Origin of the sequence: Paenibacillus urinalis (assembly GCF_028747985.1) — a bacterium.
GTDB classification, from domain to species: Bacteria; Bacillota; Bacilli; order Paenibacillales; family Paenibacillaceae; genus Paenibacillus; species Paenibacillus urinalis.
The window spans coordinates 5,228,985-5,245,462 of the sequence record NZ_CP118108.1; the positions used below are offsets into that span (position 1 = coordinate 5,228,985).

Below are 16,478 nucleotides of genomic sequence, written 5' to 3' on the forward strand. Positions count from 1 at the left end.
TCATAGATCACAGGACTAAATTTGTTCAATCACCTCGTTAATGGATTCCCTTCCGGATACCAGTGGAAAGGCCTTTCTACACGTGTTGTCCGCATCAAGCGCAGCCACAATGACAGCAGCTACATCTTCGCGAGGTATACTGCTCTCTCCGGCCTCTGGATTCAAAGATACTTTGCCGTTCCCTGGCTCATTCTTAAGCCCTCCTGGGCGAATAATCGTATAATTCAGGGACGAATTCTCCAGCCACTTATCTGCATAGTGCTTGGCCACATAATATGGCTTGATAGCGTCTGGCCACTTGGTTCTGTCTTCTGCATAGATGGCGCTTACCATAATGTAACGAGAAATGCCTGCCTTCTCCGCCGCTTCCATCGTCTTCACTGCACCATCCAGATCAATGAGCAAGGTCTTGTCTGCCCCTGTACTTCCGCCTGATCCCGCCGTGAAGACAACAGCATCATTCCCCTTCATGGCTTCCGCCAGCTCCTCTACTGTGCCTTCCAGATCGGCAAGAACTGCCTCTATCCCTGATTTATCGAGTGCCTCTAACTGTTCCTGTTTACGAACCATAGCACGAACAGTATGCCCCGGGTTCTCTTTCAGCTGAGATACAAGATGTCTTCCTATTTGTCCATTCGCTCCAATAACGAGTACATTCATGATGCAATAGCTCCCTTCCATTCAATTATGCATACCCTTAGATTATATAAAGGTATTCCTATCTACTTACCCAAATTGAACAGCTAATAGCAACCATTTATATGGATATAAAGGTTCACTTCTTGATCTATTGTCCCCGTTTGGCTCTTCTGTAGTACACATCTCATCTTAATATATGTTTATATGTAATGCACCTCTGTACTTAGAGCTATGCCGAAACAAAAAAAAGACGCCCCTAAGGGGACGCCTTCTAGATGAGGAGCTTAATACGCCAGAGCGAATAGACCCTCAATATGTTTCAGGTAACGAATGTTACTTGCTTCTTTCATGAGTGTTGCAGGAAGACCTTTCAGACGAGTCTGACTTCCTCCAAGCATTGCGATGGCATCTTTACGTCCAAGGCTTCCCAGTGTACCGGAGAAGACTGGAGTGAAGACTTCAAGCTCACCGCCCTTGATGGTAGCTGCCAGGTTATGTCCGATCGTCTCACCCATTTGCCAAGCAAGCTGTGCTGTTGGAGGGTAAGGACGAGCGCCTTCACTTGGAATAACAACTGCGCTGTCACCAGCGATGAACACATTCTCATGCGATGTAGAGTGCAGTGTTTCTTTTACCGTTGCACGTCCGCGGTTCACTTCAATACCGCAGTTTGCAACTACAGCATTACCTTGAACGCCGCCAGTCCAGATCAGAGTGCTTGTCTCGATGGAGCTGCCGTCTTTCAGGAATACCGTATGCTCTTGCATTTCTGTGATCGCTACGCCAACGATGAATTTCACGCCGCGTTTCTCAAGGCTTGTTTGTGCACGCTCAACCAGCTCTGGAGGGAATCCTGCCAGAATCGAAGGACCTGCTTCTACGCTGTAGAGCTCCACTTCGCTGCGGTTGATGCCTTTTTGTTTACAAACTTCAGTAAGCACGTCTGCATACTCACCAACAAGCTCGATACCTGTCAAGCCGCCGCCGCCGATAACGATGGTAGCGTCTTTTTTCTCGCCTGTTTTCTTGTATGCATCCAGACGAGCTTCCACGTGAGCGCGAATATTGTTCGCCTCTTCAACCGATTTCAGCGTAAAGCTGTAATCTTGAAGTCCTGGAATACCGAAGAATGCTGTTTCACTACCCAAAGCGACAACGAGGTAGTCATAGCTATAGATGGTTCCGCTCTTCATTGTGACTTTGTTCTCGTCAGGCTTGATTTCGGCAACCGTATCAATTTTAAGATTCACGTCTTTACCGCGGAGCAGCTTCTCAAGTGGAAGAGCAACAGCCTTCTCTTTGATTGTACCTGCAGCCAGACGATGCAATTCTGTAATGATTTGGTGAGTCGGGAAACGGTTCACAACCGTAATGGTTGCTTCTTCAGCAGTCAGGTATTGACGCGCTGCAAGTGCGCTCAGCAATCCGCCGTAGCCGCCGCCCAGGATCAAAATTTGCTTCGACATATCCATCCTCCGTTCTTACTTTCGTATGAAAAAATCTTAGTCTTGTTTGTTTTGCTGACGCTCGTTCAAGATGCTCAAGAAAGCTTGAGCAAAACGAAGCGTATGTTGTACGTTAGGGTCCTTCAGCATTTTGAGCATGCCGAACAAGCCAACAGAAGACTGTTCCGCATGAGCGCGATCGCCAGCTTCGATGGCTGCAGAAGCAACACCTTTTGCTTTTTCTACTACTGGAGTAGTAAATTCGCCAAAGGCAACTTTCATGTCGTTTACGAATACTTGGTCCTTCGCCAGCCCTTGAGCAAAGTCATAAGCTGTAGTCATTGCAGTTACCATTTCAGCCAGTTTAGGCAAGTTCTCAACCAGAACAGTAAGAGACTCCTGAACCTCCGGCTTCATCAATTGATCGAGCACATCATTTTGTGCTTGAGGAGCACCTGTAGCAGGTACTTCTTGTTGCGTCGGTTGTGACATAAGAGAACGTCCTCCTTTACTTTGGGTTATAAGCCCGCTCGCCTGACATTTCTGCTAAGCAATCTAGTCGATCAAGGAACTACATGATTGTAATGTAACAATTTTCACACAAAGAAAGAGCCGATGCCACTAAGGGCGGCTCAGGCAGCTCTACAGCAGAAGTGTGATGTATTCCATGGATCTATTGCAGACACGAATATGATCATTCCATCGCAATAACAAACTTACCGAACAGGTCATAAAAACGGATCCTATACCCTAATATTACACTTCTTACACGTGAACATGAGATAAATATTTTGGCAATTGTGAATACCTTGTGAACATTGTAACAAATACACCTTTTTTGTCAATACGACGTGCAATAGCCTGTTCTCCATCCATGAATTCACTTTTTCTCATATTTGCTACTATATGCGGTGTCAAAGAGCATGCTGATCACTATATGTATCAACGTATACCGCTTAAAATTTCCATAAAGTTTTATTCTCACTCATGTTAATTTTTAACTCGCCCAAATCCTCCAAAATAAAAAGACGGCTCATGCCTTCTCGCACGAACCGTCTTATCATCTCGGTATTGTCCCCTGGCCCGCCCTCGCCATTACCTGAAAAATCAGCATTTGGTCATAACATTAACAATTACATGTGATATGTACACTGTACTGGGGATAATTTGTGATGAATGGAGTCCCCGGCTCTCGTCGATTTTTTATCAAATGGGTTCCAAGACCTTGCCTGCCTTGGTAGGCTTATGCTCGCTTTCTTCAGGAAGGCTACCAACTTACCGATGCTCTACTTAAAGCATGCTGTCACTTCCGTTATTACGCTGTCGTGATCAGCTCTGTCGTCCAGTTCTTCTCCTGGATCTTCGTATCTAATACACGGTGAGCCTTTGCAAGTTCGTCAACCTGCTTCTGCAGCTTCTTGTGGTCAACCGTGGTAACGAACTTGATCTCGGATCTGCTTGTCCGCTCCAGACGAATGGTTGCTTGCCTGATGACATCATACAGCACATCCCGATGCTTCACATAATTCTCACGCAGTGCAAGCGCATCCGCGATACTGATGCCCGTGTCGAGCAGGGTTTGAGAGTTGGTGCGATTGATATCTTGAACCAGCTTCGTATATTGGCTCAAGCTCTCCTCCAGTTCAGCAAATAACTCGGCAGGATCTTCGGCAGGCGGCTCCCCCTCCTGCACTCTGACGACACCTTCCAGACGAAATCTTAATTGTTGTATTTTAGTTTGTATATCCGAACGTAATATAAGTGCTTCTGCGAGTTTCATAGGATACCTCCACAGTTAATATCTCTGCTATTTTATCCTACTAAGTTATTTTATTCCATATGTAACTTCTATTATATAAGTTTATTACCGATATCAGATAGGCCCGTCTCAGCTTCATGTTTGCCTTTCTACAGACCGGGTATGTAATAACTATATCCATGATGAACAAGGAGGCGTTCACGATGAAACAGCAATCAAGCGAAGAGGTACGCAATCAATTGGACAAGGAGAAGGACTCCAAGGAGCAGGTAGACAAAATGAAAAAGCATGAGGACGTGGAGCCTCAAGCCGAGAACTGGAATCCCCGATCTGAGGACAATCTGAAGCAGTCTTAATCTGCTAAAAGGATTAGAATAAGTGCATTAACGTTATCGTATACTGCACCTGCAAGCCATGACCAGAGGTTATCCCTTGTTCATGGCTTGTTTCATATATGAGCTTTAACAGCGAACAGAAGGAGGAAAACTCACATGGCACATACCGAATTTAAGACACGGGCTTATCGTTTCAAGGATGATGGCATCATCCCAAACCACCCGAACTTACCTGTTCTCTTATATCCGAGCGTTCTAAGAGGGAGAGAAGAGGAGATGGAAGCCCTATTCAACAGCCACAATTGGCAGAACACCTGGACAGGCGGTGTATTCCCTTATCATCATTATCACAGCAACACACATGAGGTTCTCGGTGTGATCAGCGGATCGGTCAAGCTGCAGCTTGGCGGTGAGCAAGGGATCGTGGTCACTGCGGCAGCCGGGGATGTGATCGTTCTTCCTGCCGGTACTGGCCATAAGAGGATTGAAGCAAGCCGTGAGTTTCAGGTGGTTGGTGGTTATCCCGATGGCATCGAATATGACACCTATACAGGCGAATCCGGAGAGCGGCCCAAAGTACTTCAGGACATCAAGCAAGTTCCCTTGCCCGATCAAGATCCGGTATTTGGAAAGAGCGGACCGCTCCACACCTATTACCGATTAGAAGATTCAGTGTAATAAGCTTCTATCCTTTTGCTTGCCACAATCGTCAAAATGATGAATATGACGACGCCAACCAGAATAAGCGGATGCTGGATAATCTCCTCCAGGTTGGTACCAATATAAGTCACATAAAATATCATGATTCCTTTGCCAAGCCCTGCCGCGAGCAGGAAGAGACCGGGGCGCATCTGAGCTGCGCCTGCTGCCATGTTCACCAGCACAAACGGTCCCATCGGGAACATCCCCAGCAGGAACACATAGCTGAACGCATTGCGCTGTATCCAGCGTAAGCTCTTCTGAACCTTGGGCTTCTGTGCCCAGCGCTGGATGTAGGAAGTCATCGCAATTCTGCGAATAATCAGAAAAGTTAGGAAGCTGCCTCCCACCAGGCCAATCCAGGAGTAGATGAATCCAGCCCAGCCATACACAACCCCGTTCGCTCCCACGATCAGCAGGGTTGGCAGCGGCGGGATAAAGGATTTCAGAAATGTGATCAGAATTCCGGGCAGCGGTCCATAGGAACGAAACTGTTCAAGCAGCATGATGATATTTTCTTCCGTGAAAAAGGACATGATATCCGAGACGGACCAACTGTACATTTAGGAGCCTCCCAGGTATTCTGGTAAATTTTAAAGATAGTATAGCTTAAACCTCGCGATTAAAACATCGCTGTCCATAAAAAAACCTGCCCCTCGGCAGGTTCTACATTATATTTATTCTATGCCGGATCATATCCCGCTTCCTGCTCATGATCTGCTTGCAGCACTTGATCTGCCTGAATCTGACTGCACTCGTGTAATATATGTTCAACATGCTCCAATACATCGTTTAATGATTTACCACAAATATGACATTTCATCATGTTATCACCTATTCTCTATTGTACCTTTGATATATCCTCCTCTTATTAACCGTGAAGCATCCATACGAAACGATTCCCTCTCGCTTCAGTCTTGCGGCTAATCATGTCGTTCGTTTGCATCCAGCAGCTGTACAGATACACCGACATCCAGAGTAGACTCTCCGCCCCGATACTTTCCTTGCAGAGGACTTACATCTGCATAATCACGGCCCGTACCCACTCTTATATGATTGGATAGTGCCTCCACATTGTTCGTCGGATCAAGACCTGCCCAGCCAATGCCAGGCACCATCACCTCAACCCACGCATGCGAAGCAGCATCTCCCTTCAGTGCCGAATCTTCTCCTACGTACAGATAACCACTCACATAACGTGATGGAATGCCACTGGCCCGCAGAATTCCCAGCATAACGTGAGAAAAATCCTGACAGACCCCTCTACTGTGCTCAAAAGCCGCCTCGGCCGTTGTTTCTACGTCAGTAGAGTCTTTATCATAGATGAAGCTGCTGTACAAATAATCCATCACTTGTAATGCATAGCTGAGCGGATCCTTCATGCTCCCCGCTACCTTCTGAACAGCTCGAATCTGCTCCATATTAAGCTTGGTATACGCGGTCTCCACCAGATAAGCACCATAATGCTCTTTATATAAAGGAGACTCAAACAACGTCTTCATCTCAGAGGAGTACCGAATATCCTGCAAAAAAGGACTCCGCTGCACCGTCACAATGGAGGTAGCAACGACCTCCAGAGAGGTATGGGGCTCAGCAATGAAGAATTCTTCCACATAATTCCCCCACACATCCTCATGCCCCTTCGTCATTGCCGAAGGATGGATATCGGTGCGATATGATATCAGCTGCTGGCACTCATCCTCGAGTGGTCGCAGCCGTATTGTATTCATGCTCTGATCAACCGGAGCGTCGTATTTAAACGTGTTGGTATGCACAATTTTGTATTTCATCGCTTCTCTATTCTCCTGCGTAGTGAAATTGAAACTGCCGCTCTCCTGTATCCATTAAATAATAAGTTCTCGAGAACACATGGCCGATCTCCTTGCACTTCTCTTGAAATTGACTAAGGAAGAAGTCCAGCTCCGGTCCCCTCAGCTCCGTAATATGGACCTCATCCAGCATACCCAGCAGATCATCAAGGGAAGCATACATCTCCCAGGAATAATGAGATACCCTGCCATACTCCAGAATTTGAACAGACTCCCGTACCTGGCTTATGCAGTAGCGGATCGATTTGGGATAGGCTTCATCCGCAACGAGAAAGCTGAGAATCGGCCCAGGCTCCATGGCCGGTGGATGGCGCTTCAGAAATGCCTCATACCCATTTGCGAATTGCAGGGCCAGACGCCAGTAATAGGATTCGCCTTGTCCTCTGCAGGCCGGATCTGCATAGATATAACTGCTTACAACATCCAGAATCCGGGCTGTCTTCTCTGCTTGCTCAAGCCATTTACCAACATTGATCATATGATAGGCAGGTCCGCGTGACATCGAAGATTCGATAATTCCTCTCGCAGTAAGGGAAGCAATCTTCGTCCGCTCCAGGCAGCGTCTCACCTCTCTGCTGTCGATATCTTCTCCTCTGTTCATCCTGTTCATATCCAGATAAACATCGTTCCAGATCTCCCAGAGATCATCGGGGAGCTGAGTCCTCGTCATTCTTGCATTCTCCCTGGCATATTGGACACAGTTCATCAAAGAATTGGGATTGGCCCTTGCGAAGACAAGCTGGTGAATAAGTGCTTGATCCGCCCCCGTGGGTTCTTGCATCGCTTCATGAAACAGATCGGTCCGGGCGCATATTTCGAAGATCATCTCCCAGTCATGCTTGGCAAGAATCTCTTCCTCTGAGGCTTCCAGCATCTGAATGAATTGTACATTCAGTATACGCGCATTGCTCTCTGCCCGCTCAATGTTGCGGGACATCCAATATAAGCAATCTGCCACTCTGCTCAGCATCTATACCTCTCCTCCCTCTTTCCGCAGAATCCATGTATCCTTTCCACCGCCGCCTTGCGAGGAATTAACGACAAGTGACCCCTCTCCTTAAGAGCAACTCGTGAGAGTCCGCCAGGGAGCACATGCGTGTTCCGGCCCCGGATAACGAATACGCGCAAATCGACATGACACGGGTAAAAACGTTCGTTCTGAAAGGACGGTGCTCTGGATAAGCGAATGGTGGGCTGAGCGATATACTGATGTGGCTGCTGCCTAATTTTGTACCTGAACCTATCGATCTCTTCGCCTGTAGCATGCGGTCCAATCAGCATATCATAGCCGCCGGAGGCCCCGACGTTCTTGACGACCAGCTCCTCCAGATGGTCCAGCACCCACTCGCGTTCCGAGCGTTCGGTTAAACGGTACGTTTGGACATTGGACAGGATTGGGTCTTCGTTTAGATAATAACGAATCATATCAGGAACGTAGGCATAGATGGCTTTGTCATCAGCAACACCGTTCCCAATGCCATTCAATATAGCAACATTGCCTTTGCGATAAGCGGAGAGGAGGCCCGAGACACCAAGGACAGAGTCTTTGCGAAAATGCAGCGGATCAAGAAAATCATCATCAATCCGGCGATAGATAATATCGACCCTTCGTAGTCCGCGGATCGTCTTCATATATACAACATCATCTGCCACTGTGAGGTCTCTTCCCTCTACTAATGGAATACCCATCTGCTGGGCCAAAAACACATGATCATAATAAGCCGAATTGTACATACCTGGAGTCAATAGCACCGCACAGGGGGAGGAGGAGAAGCCAAAGGACTGCGGTGTATGGTCAAGCAAAGCTTGGTAGAGATGAACAAGCTGATGTTCCAGCGGGTGAATCGAGTGTCTGGCAAAAAATTCAGGGTAGACCTGGCGCATCACATAACGGTTCTGATACACATAGGACATACCGGATGGATTGCGTAGATTATCCTCAAGAATATGATATTTACCCTGATCATCCCGAATCAGATCAATGCCTGCGAGGAAGATATGGTTGTTTAGTGGAATATCCATTCCCTTAACTTGCTTATGGTAGTAATAGGGGTTGTTCATAATCAGCTCTTTGGGAATGAGCCGGTCGCGAATAATGTGCTGTTCCCCGTAGATATCCTCCAAAAAGAGGTTGAGGGCTTCTGTTCGCTGAATCATCCCCTTCTCAATCAGCTCCCAGTCTCTAGGAGGAATGATGATAGGAATAAAATCAAATGGCATTGCCCGTTCTGTTCCGATCTCATTGTTGTATACGGTGAATGTAATTCCTTGTCTTAAAAATGACAGCTGAGCAGTTTCATGCTTCTCCTTCAGCTCTTCCGCTGTAAAGCGTCTGAGTCTGCGATAGAACTCGGCATAATGAAGCCTTGGCTCACCCGCCTGCATGAACATCTCATCAAAAAACGGCTCCGTTGGATACGGAATCAGCATAGCGTCATCCCCTTTTGTCTTTTTCTTATGTCAGGGAAGCTGCCTATTGAAGCAGAACAACGTCGAATAAACTAAGGCTTCATGATGAATGATGTAATATTTCCTGCTAATTAGTTGTGAATAATTAATAAAATTTAGCTGATTTGTGTTAATCATTATACAACACGTTAGATTATATTACACTTTATTTTTATAAACTGAAACGATAGCTTGGATGGAATGAAGAGCAGCTGTGATAACATTTCGCCCATTTTTTGTAAAAAGTGTTGACTTCTCACCTTGTTGCTTGTATGGTTAATTACATGAGTAACTAACCAATGAGGAGAGGTGGCACATGGGACTGCAAATGGATGATGACCGCCCCATTTTTATACAGATCGCGGAACGAATCGAAGACGACATTATTGAGGGGGGTTTGGAAGAAGAAGCTCAGGTCCCTTCAACGAATCAATTTGCTTCTTTTTATCAAATTAATCCTGCCACAGCCGCCAAAGGTGTAAATCTGCTGGTCGATCAAGGCGTGCTGTACAAGAAACGAGGAATCGGCATGTTTGTAGCCAAAGGCGCGAGGGGGATGGTTATGGAGAAACGCAGAGAGCAATTCTATGAGCAATATGTCACCAAGATGATCCAAGAGGCACAGAAGCTCGGCATCAGCAAAGAAGAGCTGTCTATTATGATTCAACGGGAGGAGAAACGATAATGCGTGATGTAGTGGAAATTCGGAATCTGACCAAAAGCTTCGGAAATGATGTCACCGCGATTAATAACATCAGTCTGAACATAGAAGAAAACAAAATATATGGACTTCTCGGACGAAACGGAGCAGGTAAAACAACCTTGATGCACATCTTAACTGCCCAAATATTCCCCACGTCCGGCGAAATTCGGGTGTTTGGTGAGGAGCCCTATGAGAATGCCAAGGCGCTCAATCAAACGTGCTTTATTAAAGAGAGTCAAAAATACCCGGATTCCTTCCGGATCAGAGATGTAATCGCCATTGCCTCCTACCAATTTCCGAATTGGGACGCGAAGCTTGCAGACACCCTGCTGATGGAGTTCAATCTCCCTCTGAAACGTCATGTGAAGAAGCTGTCTCGGGGGATGCTCTCTGCCGTCGGTATCGTAGTCGGGCTGGCCAGCCGCGCTCCGCTTACCATCTTCGATGAGCCTTATCTCGGATTGGATGCTACCGCAAGACAAATGTTCTACGACCGGCTGATTCAGGACTATATGGAGCATCCTCGCACCATTATTTTATCTACCCATCTTATTGATGAGATCAGCGCTATGCTTGAGCATGTTATCGTCATTGACAGCGGCCGGATTCTGCTGAGCGAAGAGGCAGAGAAGCTAAGAGGAGCTGCCTATACGATCAGTGGGAAGAAGCAGGATGTGGAAGCATTTATTCATAACAAAAAAGTCCTTCACAGAGAGACGCTGGGCTCTATACTTCAAGTCACGGTACGAAGCGAAGGAATTTCGGACTTCCGTAAACAAGCAGAGAGCAAACACCTGGATGTCACCCCTGTATCGCTTCAGCAATTGATTGTTCATTTGACCCACAACCGTAATAAGGAAGAGGTGACTCTATAATGCCAGGTATAAGTAATGTCATCAGAACCCATCATGTGGATCGGTGGCTGTGGGTTTACATGCCCTACACGATTATGATATTTAACTTTTTGACCAATTTGATCGTCAGCACCTTTACCGGCCCTTATACTTCTGGAGGCGTGATGAGCATATATGTGTTCATGATGACCCTTGGTATCATCGTCGTGCCAATGAATTTCTCATTCTTGCTTGGCTTCGGTGTTAGAAGAAAGGATTACTACTCAGGTACTGTGATCTGGTTGACCGTCCATATGCTCGTCGCCTCGATCGTTCTTGCTGTGCTGCGGGCCATAGAGAAGGCCACCTCCTGGGGGACGGGGCTTGGATTCTTTAACTTTCCGTTTACTAACGAGCTGGGCTTCCTGGAGTTTCTCGCGCTCAACTTTGTCGTATTCACCTTCTTCTGCTTCTTCGGGTTCTTGCTCCCGAGCATCGCCCGCAGATTCGGTGCCCTTGTGCTGGCTGGGCTGATTGTACTCATGTTCGTTGTGCTTGGAATTGCGAGCGTGCTCGTTACGTTCTATGAGCTGTGGGATGAGGTCGGCCGATTCTTCGCAACGCATCAGACCGAATCGATCTGGTACCTGGCTCCCTTCACTCTGCTGTTTGTCGTCATGGCCTATTTCTTGCTGCGCAGGTCGACTGTCAAGTAAGCCGCTCCATGTTTTGAGCGGCTTACTTGACACTCTATTTTTGATTTAGCAGATTCAGTCGTTTCATTTTTTGATTCTCTCTCTCCGGTTGCTAAAGCAAAAGTCGTTCGCCATCCAAAAATTCCACTCGGGGTTTACATGCTTTCCATCAAAATCATCAAAAAATTACGCTTGAGCTGCAAAAATTTCGTTGAAATCAATGTCGCAAAGTCGTTCGCCGTCCAACCATTCCGCTTGGGATATGAGGTAGTACGCATGGTCTTCGCTAACGGCTCGACCATGGTTTGGGCACAAAAAAGCATGCCGTAAATTACGCGGCATGCTTTTTTGTATGAGAAAAGATTGAATTATGCAGGGAGGTCTCTCTTCTCCCCAATTGCGCGCTCCTTCTTCTTCGGCTTCGGCAGGTTACCGAACAGGATCCACGACTGTGGAATCCGGGAAGCCAGCGACACGACAATATATGAACCGATCAATGCGACCAGGAAGCCGCCTACGTACCACAGATGGTGCAGCATGGAGATCCCGGTTTGCGGCGGGAACTCGCGGTAGATTAGCAGGAAGAACGGGTGAATCAGGTAAATCCCGAACGACAGTCCTCCAATTCGAGACATACCGCGTACAATCGCGTTCTGCCCACGTTCACGTTTATATAGCAGGAAGGCGATCTGGAAGAGCACCAGAGCCGCTGCAAATGTGTGCAGGTTCCACAAGAATTCATACCAGAGCGAATCATATACGGCAATGCCTTTACGGTTCAGGTACCAAATCTGAGCATGGGCGATCCCTGCACCAAGCCATACGGCCCACAGCGCAATCCAGGTGGTAATCTTAGCAGGTGTGGCATGCTCCTTTTTCATCACAATCCACTGTTTGATCTTAGGGAAGTATACGCCCAGGAATGCACCCAGCATAAAATAGGCAAAATAAGACGGTGACCAGCTTCCCTTATTCGCAACAGAGATCACACCGTACTTGTTCATGACAATGAATCCCCATTGAATCGCAAGTCCGATCGGGACTGCCCATTTGACAAGCGACGGCGCCTTCTTGAACAGCCACAGCACAAGCGGGAATAAAATATAGAACTGCATATTTATAAATACAAAGTATAAGTGCGTATACGCCTTACCTGTGAGCAGCTTCTCCGTGAAGCTGGTTATGGTATCCACAAAGGAACGGTCCGGGTAATGCGTCACATGCAGGATCCCGAAGTAAAAGAGTGAGAACATAAAATACGGAATCAGGATGTAAAGCAGCCGTTTCTTATAGAAGCCTGTTACCAGCTGTTTGTCCAGCGGTCTTGTGTAGTAATTGTAGAACAAGACAAAGCTGCTGAGAAAAATAAATGTCGGTGTACCGAACTTCATGAAAATATTAAAGAAGTTGTATACGCCGTACATACCGGAATCGATCATGTTTAATGTCGCAAATGAAGACGAATGCACGGTCAATACCCCGAGAATCGCCATACATCGCACCAGGTTCAGCTCGGGAATACGTTCCCTTTTTTCTAATTGTGTTTGACTCATCATTTAAAACTCCTTGTTTCTATTTAATAGAGTTCAGCAATCTGTCGTTATTAAACAGGATTTCCGAACTCGCAGCGCTTTATCTATCTTAGTTCATTCATGCTCGTTATACCTTAAGAATCTCTTAATCTATTTTTAAATTCCGATAAACAACATCGAAGTGGCTCTGCCCAATCTATTGTATATGATAACATGATTTATTTGTATTTTTGCTAGTAAAAAAACCGCCTATTGGCGGCTTTTACGAATATTAGCTATTTTTGGATAGGTGCTAACTGCATGAAATCGCAAACATCGTCGGTATTCATCAGGACTGTGTCACAGCAGGCTGAGCCTGTTCATGTACGGGAGGATGCTCTACAAGCGCATGCTTGCGCCAAGCGCCGCTCTTCCAGCGAAAATGCATGATGATCGCTCGAATCCACTCATCTGCAGCATTTGCCATCCATACACCAAGGAGACCCATATCCAGAGAAAATACGAGCACATAGCCAAGCGGAAGACTTACACCGACCATGGAGATGAGACCCATATATACCGGGAAACGCGCATCTCCAGCAGCGCGCAGCGAATTAATCATGATCATATTGCAGGTTCTGGCTGTCTCCAGCACAATACTGAACAGGATCACCTGCGATCCAAGACGAATGATCTCGGCGCTGTCTGTGAAGATCCCGAGCAGCGGCTCCCGCAGCGCAATAATAATTAAATCCATAATGATCGTGGAGGTCAGCCCGATCTTGACGCTTTTTCGCAAACGGGCATAGGCTTCTTCCGGATTCCCTGCACCAACGAAGCGTCCTACGAGAATGGAGGTACCAATGGAGACGGCCATGCTGAACAGATAGATATAGTGTGAAATTTGAGCAGCATACTGCCTTGTCGCCAGGGATTCCGTTCCCAGATAAGTGACATAATATAAGAAGACGAGCTGACAGACCTGATAAATAATTTGCTCAAAGGCCGACGGAATGCCGATCTTCAGAATTTTTCCTACATAATCTCTAGAAATCGTGAAGTAATGCTTCCACTCGATACGAACAGACAGCACCCTGTACAGGAGCCAGAAGAAAATGACGACACAGATTAATCGACTGAGCACCGTCGAGATGGCTGCACCTTGAACACCCAGCGGACTAAAACCAAAATGTCCAAATATAAGCGCATAGTTACCGACCAGATGAATAACATTCATCACGAGGGAGACCAGCATTGTCTGCTTCGTATATCCATAAGTCCGAATGATCGCGGCAAGGATGTTAATCAAGGCCTGGAGGAATATCCCTCCCCCTACAATGGTCAAATAAGCCTCACCGAGCTGAAGAAGCTCTCCCGAAAGATTCATCGCTTGTAGTATGGAGCGACCTCCAAATACAAACAATATACTGATCGCAAGTCCGACACACAGATTCAGGGTAATCGCGATAGCAGATACTCTTGAGGCTTCTGCCAGCTTCCTTGAACCGATGTACTGGGCAACGACTATGGCTGCTCCGTTACCGATGACCTCCAGGATAAGAATGGCGATGGTTACGATCTGATTCGCTGTACCAACAGCGGATACCGCTTCATCCGATACCGCGCTGAGCATAAAGGTGTCGACTGTACCCATCAGCATGAATAGAAGCAGCTCTAAAAAAATGGGCCAGGTTAAGGCAAAAAGCTTAAGATTATTCGTTTCGGCGGCGCCCCCGCCCGTTGCTGTCGTCGTCATAATTTCTCCCTTACTGACTCATTCATTGTATAAGAAAACGGCTTTCGAAAACTTTCTGGAATTGATGAAAAACATAGGTAGTTTATCATAATATTTTCATTTGATCACCTAAAAAAAAGAATATTTTTGCGGAACCTCGTTTAGATGCAGGTTTTTCGGGGTTATTTCTACAATAAAAGCATTTATGTGTTCTGGAGTTCCGCCTTTGCGGCGATCTTAGTATACATATAGGATGCACGAGATTTTTGATATGGAGAGGGGAACATACCATGAAACGTAATCATACGATGATGCAGTTTTTTGAGTGGCATGTTGAACCGGACGGTTCCCATTGGAAACGGCTGGCCGAGAAGGCTCCCGAGCTGAAGGCACAAGGCATTGACTCCGTCTGGATTCCCCCAGTTACGAAGGGCTCTTCGCCTGAAGACACGGGATATGGAGTATATGACTTATACGATCTCGGTGAATTTGATCAAAAAGGGAGCGTTCGAACCAAGTACGGAACCAAAGCCGAGCTGCTCGAAGCACTGGCCGCCTGTATGCAGAACGGCATAGCCGTTTACGTCGATCTGGTTATGAACCACAAGGCCGGAGCCGATGCAACGGAGCGCTTCAAAGTCATTGAAGTCGATCCTAACAACCGGACGAAGGATATCTCCAAGCCGTTTGAGATTGAGGGCTGGACCAAATTTGATTACCCTGGACGGGGTGACAAGTATTCCAGCTTCAAATGGAATCATACTCATTTCAACGGCACAGATTATGATGCCAAGACGAATCGGACCGGCATATTCCGCATGGCAGAAGAAGACAAGGCCTGGAACGAGAATGTTGACGATGAATTCGGCAACTATGACTATCTCATGTTCGCTAACATTGACTACAGCATCCCTGAGGTCAGAGAGGAAATGATCCGCTGGGGCAAATGGCTCATCGACACTTTACAGTGCAACGGTTTTCGTCTGGATGCCATCAAGCACATCAACCATGAATTCATCAAGGAATTCGCTAAAGAGATGATCAACAAACGCGGACAGGATTTCTACATTGTCGGTGAGTTCTGGAAGCCCGATCTAGCGGCCTGTCAGAACTTCCTGGACACGGTCGATTACCAGATTGACTTATTTGATGTATCTCTCCACTATAAGCTGCATGAGGCCTCCCAGGCTGGAAAGAACTTCAATCTCAGCACGATCTTCCAGGATACACTCGTTAATACTCATCCGACTCATGCGGTAACGTTCGTTGATAATCATGACTCTCAGCCGGAAGAGGCACTGGAATCATGGATTGATGATTGGTTCAAGCAGAGTGCCTATGCGCTGATTCTGCTGCGTCAAGGTGGATACCCTTGTGTATTCTACGGTGATTATTATGGAATATCCGGAGAGCACCCGATTCCTCCGAAGAAGGATGCGATTGATCCTCTGCTTCATGCCAGATATCACTATGCCTATGGTCCACAGGAGGACTACTTCGACCATCCGAATACGATTGGCTGGGTACGACGCGGGGTCGCCGAGTTTCCTCATTCCGGTTGTGCCGTCGTTATCGGCAATGGTGAAGAGGGCAAGAAGCACATGAAGGTAGGCTCGGAACGGGCCGGACAGACCTTTATTGATATTACGGGCAACCGGACAGATCAGATCAAGATCGGCAAAGACGGCTTTGCCGACTTCCCTGTGAACGGTGGAAGCGTATCGGTATGGGTTGAAGCATCGAACAATTAATCCGCTAATTGGATAGAACATGCTTACCAAATTACAAATCCCCTGCCCTCTAACGTTATGGAGAGGCAGGGGATTTATGTTATTTAATTTTGGAAC

The 16,478-nt window shown here is 46.8% G+C and carries 16 protein-coding genes and 1 pseudogene; 6 read left to right on the forward strand and 11 right to left on the reverse strand.

Annotated elements, in window-relative coordinates; all coding sequences use genetic code 11:
* Positions 1-15: 15 nt before the first annotated feature.
* The 4 genes from PUW25_RS24260 to PUW25_RS24275 all read right to left on the reverse strand — a co-directional run bounded on the left by PUW25_RS24260 (position 16) and on the right by PUW25_RS24275 (position 3,864).
* Complete coding sequence (locus tag PUW25_RS24260) at positions 16-660, reverse strand: SDR family oxidoreductase (RefSeq protein ID WP_274337751.1); 645 nt, start codon at positions 658-660, stop codon at positions 16-18.
* 263 nt (positions 661-923) lie between these two features.
* On the reverse strand, positions 924-2,105 hold the full coding sequence (locus PUW25_RS24265; protein ID WP_047912717.1) for an NAD(P)/FAD-dependent oxidoreductase: 1,182 nt from the start codon (positions 2,103-2,105) through the stop codon (positions 924-926).
* A 36-nt stretch (positions 2,106-2,141) separates the two neighbouring features.
* Positions 2,142-2,576: a DUF1641 domain-containing protein gene (locus PUW25_RS24270; protein WP_205054755.1), complete on the reverse strand. Its 435-nt coding sequence runs from the start codon at positions 2,574-2,576 to the stop codon at positions 2,142-2,144.
* Between the two features lie 823 nt (positions 2,577-3,399).
* Entirely contained in the window at positions 3,400-3,864 is a 465-nt protein-coding gene (locus tag PUW25_RS24275) for a DIP1984 family protein (RefSeq protein WP_047912715.1), read from the reverse strand.
* A 182-nt stretch (positions 3,865-4,046) separates the two neighbouring features.
* On the opposite strand from PUW25_RS24275, the gene PUW25_RS24280 reads away from it, so the two are divergent.
* Together PUW25_RS24280 and PUW25_RS24285 are read left to right on the forward strand one after the other, a co-directional pair.
* On the forward strand, positions 4,047-4,199 hold the full coding sequence (locus PUW25_RS24280; RefSeq protein WP_205054753.1) for a hypothetical protein: 153 nt from the start codon (positions 4,047-4,049) through the stop codon (positions 4,197-4,199).
* A gap of 135 nt (positions 4,200-4,334) precedes the next feature.
* A complete protein-coding gene (locus PUW25_RS24285; RefSeq protein WP_274337753.1) occupies positions 4,335-4,856 on the forward strand; it encodes a cupin domain-containing protein in 522 nt (173 codons plus the stop codon).
* Here PUW25_RS24285 and PUW25_RS24290 read toward each other — a convergent pair.
* The 5 genes and pseudogenes from PUW25_RS24290 to PUW25_RS24310 all read right to left on the reverse strand — a co-directional run bounded on the left by PUW25_RS24290 (position 4,832) and on the right by PUW25_RS24310 (position 9,136).
* Entirely contained in the window at positions 4,832-5,440 is a 609-nt protein-coding gene (locus PUW25_RS24290) for a TVP38/TMEM64 family protein (protein WP_274337754.1), read from the reverse strand. The two genes, PUW25_RS24285 and PUW25_RS24290, sit on opposite strands and share 25 nt — an antisense overlap.
* Before the next feature lie 119 nt (positions 5,441-5,559).
* Entirely contained in the window at positions 5,560-5,703 is a 144-nt protein-coding gene (locus PUW25_RS24295; protein WP_274337755.1) for a hypothetical protein, read from the reverse strand.
* Between the two features lie 97 nt (positions 5,704-5,800).
* The gene (locus tag PUW25_RS24300) at positions 5,801-6,667 is read right to left on the reverse strand and encodes a transglutaminase family protein (RefSeq protein WP_274337756.1); all 867 of its coding nucleotides are present in this window, start codon (positions 6,665-6,667) and stop codon (positions 5,801-5,803) included.
* Positions 6,668-6,674: 7 nt separating this feature from the next.
* Positions 6,675-7,676, reverse strand: coding sequence for an alpha-E domain-containing protein (locus PUW25_RS24305; protein ID WP_274337757.1), 1,002 nt, complete (start codon positions 7,674-7,676; stop codon positions 6,675-6,677).
* Positions 7,677-9,136: pseudogene (locus PUW25_RS24310) on the reverse strand (circularly permuted type 2 ATP-grasp protein). It abuts the gene before it with no gap.
* A 334-nt stretch (positions 9,137-9,470) separates the two neighbouring features.
* On the opposite strand from PUW25_RS24310, the gene PUW25_RS24315 reads away from it, so the two are divergent.
* From PUW25_RS24315 to PUW25_RS24325, 3 genes are read left to right on the forward strand one after another with little or no spacing between them, the layout of a single operon-like run.
* Positions 9,471-9,839: a GntR family transcriptional regulator gene (locus tag PUW25_RS24315; RefSeq protein WP_047912709.1), complete on the forward strand. Its 369-nt coding sequence runs from the start codon at positions 9,471-9,473 to the stop codon at positions 9,837-9,839.
* Entirely contained in the window at positions 9,839-10,732 is an 894-nt protein-coding gene (locus tag PUW25_RS24320) for an ABC transporter ATP-binding protein (RefSeq protein ID WP_274337758.1), read from the forward strand. Before PUW25_RS24315 ends, PUW25_RS24320 begins: the two co-directional genes overlap by 1 nt.
* Positions 10,732-11,406, forward strand: coding sequence for a hypothetical protein (locus PUW25_RS24325; RefSeq protein WP_274337759.1), 675 nt, complete (start codon positions 10,732-10,734; stop codon positions 11,404-11,406). The genes PUW25_RS24320 and PUW25_RS24325 overlap by 1 nt, the downstream gene beginning before the upstream one ends.
* Positions 11,407-11,753: 347 nt before the next feature.
* Here the strand turns inward: PUW25_RS24325 and PUW25_RS24330 are convergent, their stop codons facing one another.
* On the reverse strand, positions 11,754-12,938 hold the full coding sequence (locus PUW25_RS24330; RefSeq protein ID WP_274338249.1) for an acyltransferase: 1,185 nt from the start codon (positions 12,936-12,938) through the stop codon (positions 11,754-11,756).
* A gap of 307 nt (positions 12,939-13,245) precedes the next feature.
* Positions 13,246-14,652 carry an MATE family efflux transporter gene (locus PUW25_RS24335; protein WP_274338483.1) on the reverse strand — a complete coding sequence of 469 codons (1,407 nt, stop codon included), beginning with the start codon at positions 14,650-14,652 and terminating at the stop codon, positions 13,246-13,248.
* 269 nt (positions 14,653-14,921) lie between these two features.
* On the opposite strand from PUW25_RS24335, the gene PUW25_RS24340 reads away from it, so the two are divergent.
* Positions 14,922-16,382 carry an alpha-amylase gene (locus PUW25_RS24340; protein WP_047912704.1) on the forward strand — a complete coding sequence of 487 codons (1,461 nt, stop codon included), beginning with the start codon at positions 14,922-14,924 and terminating at the stop codon, positions 16,380-16,382.
* Positions 16,383-16,478: the final 96 nt, after the last annotated feature.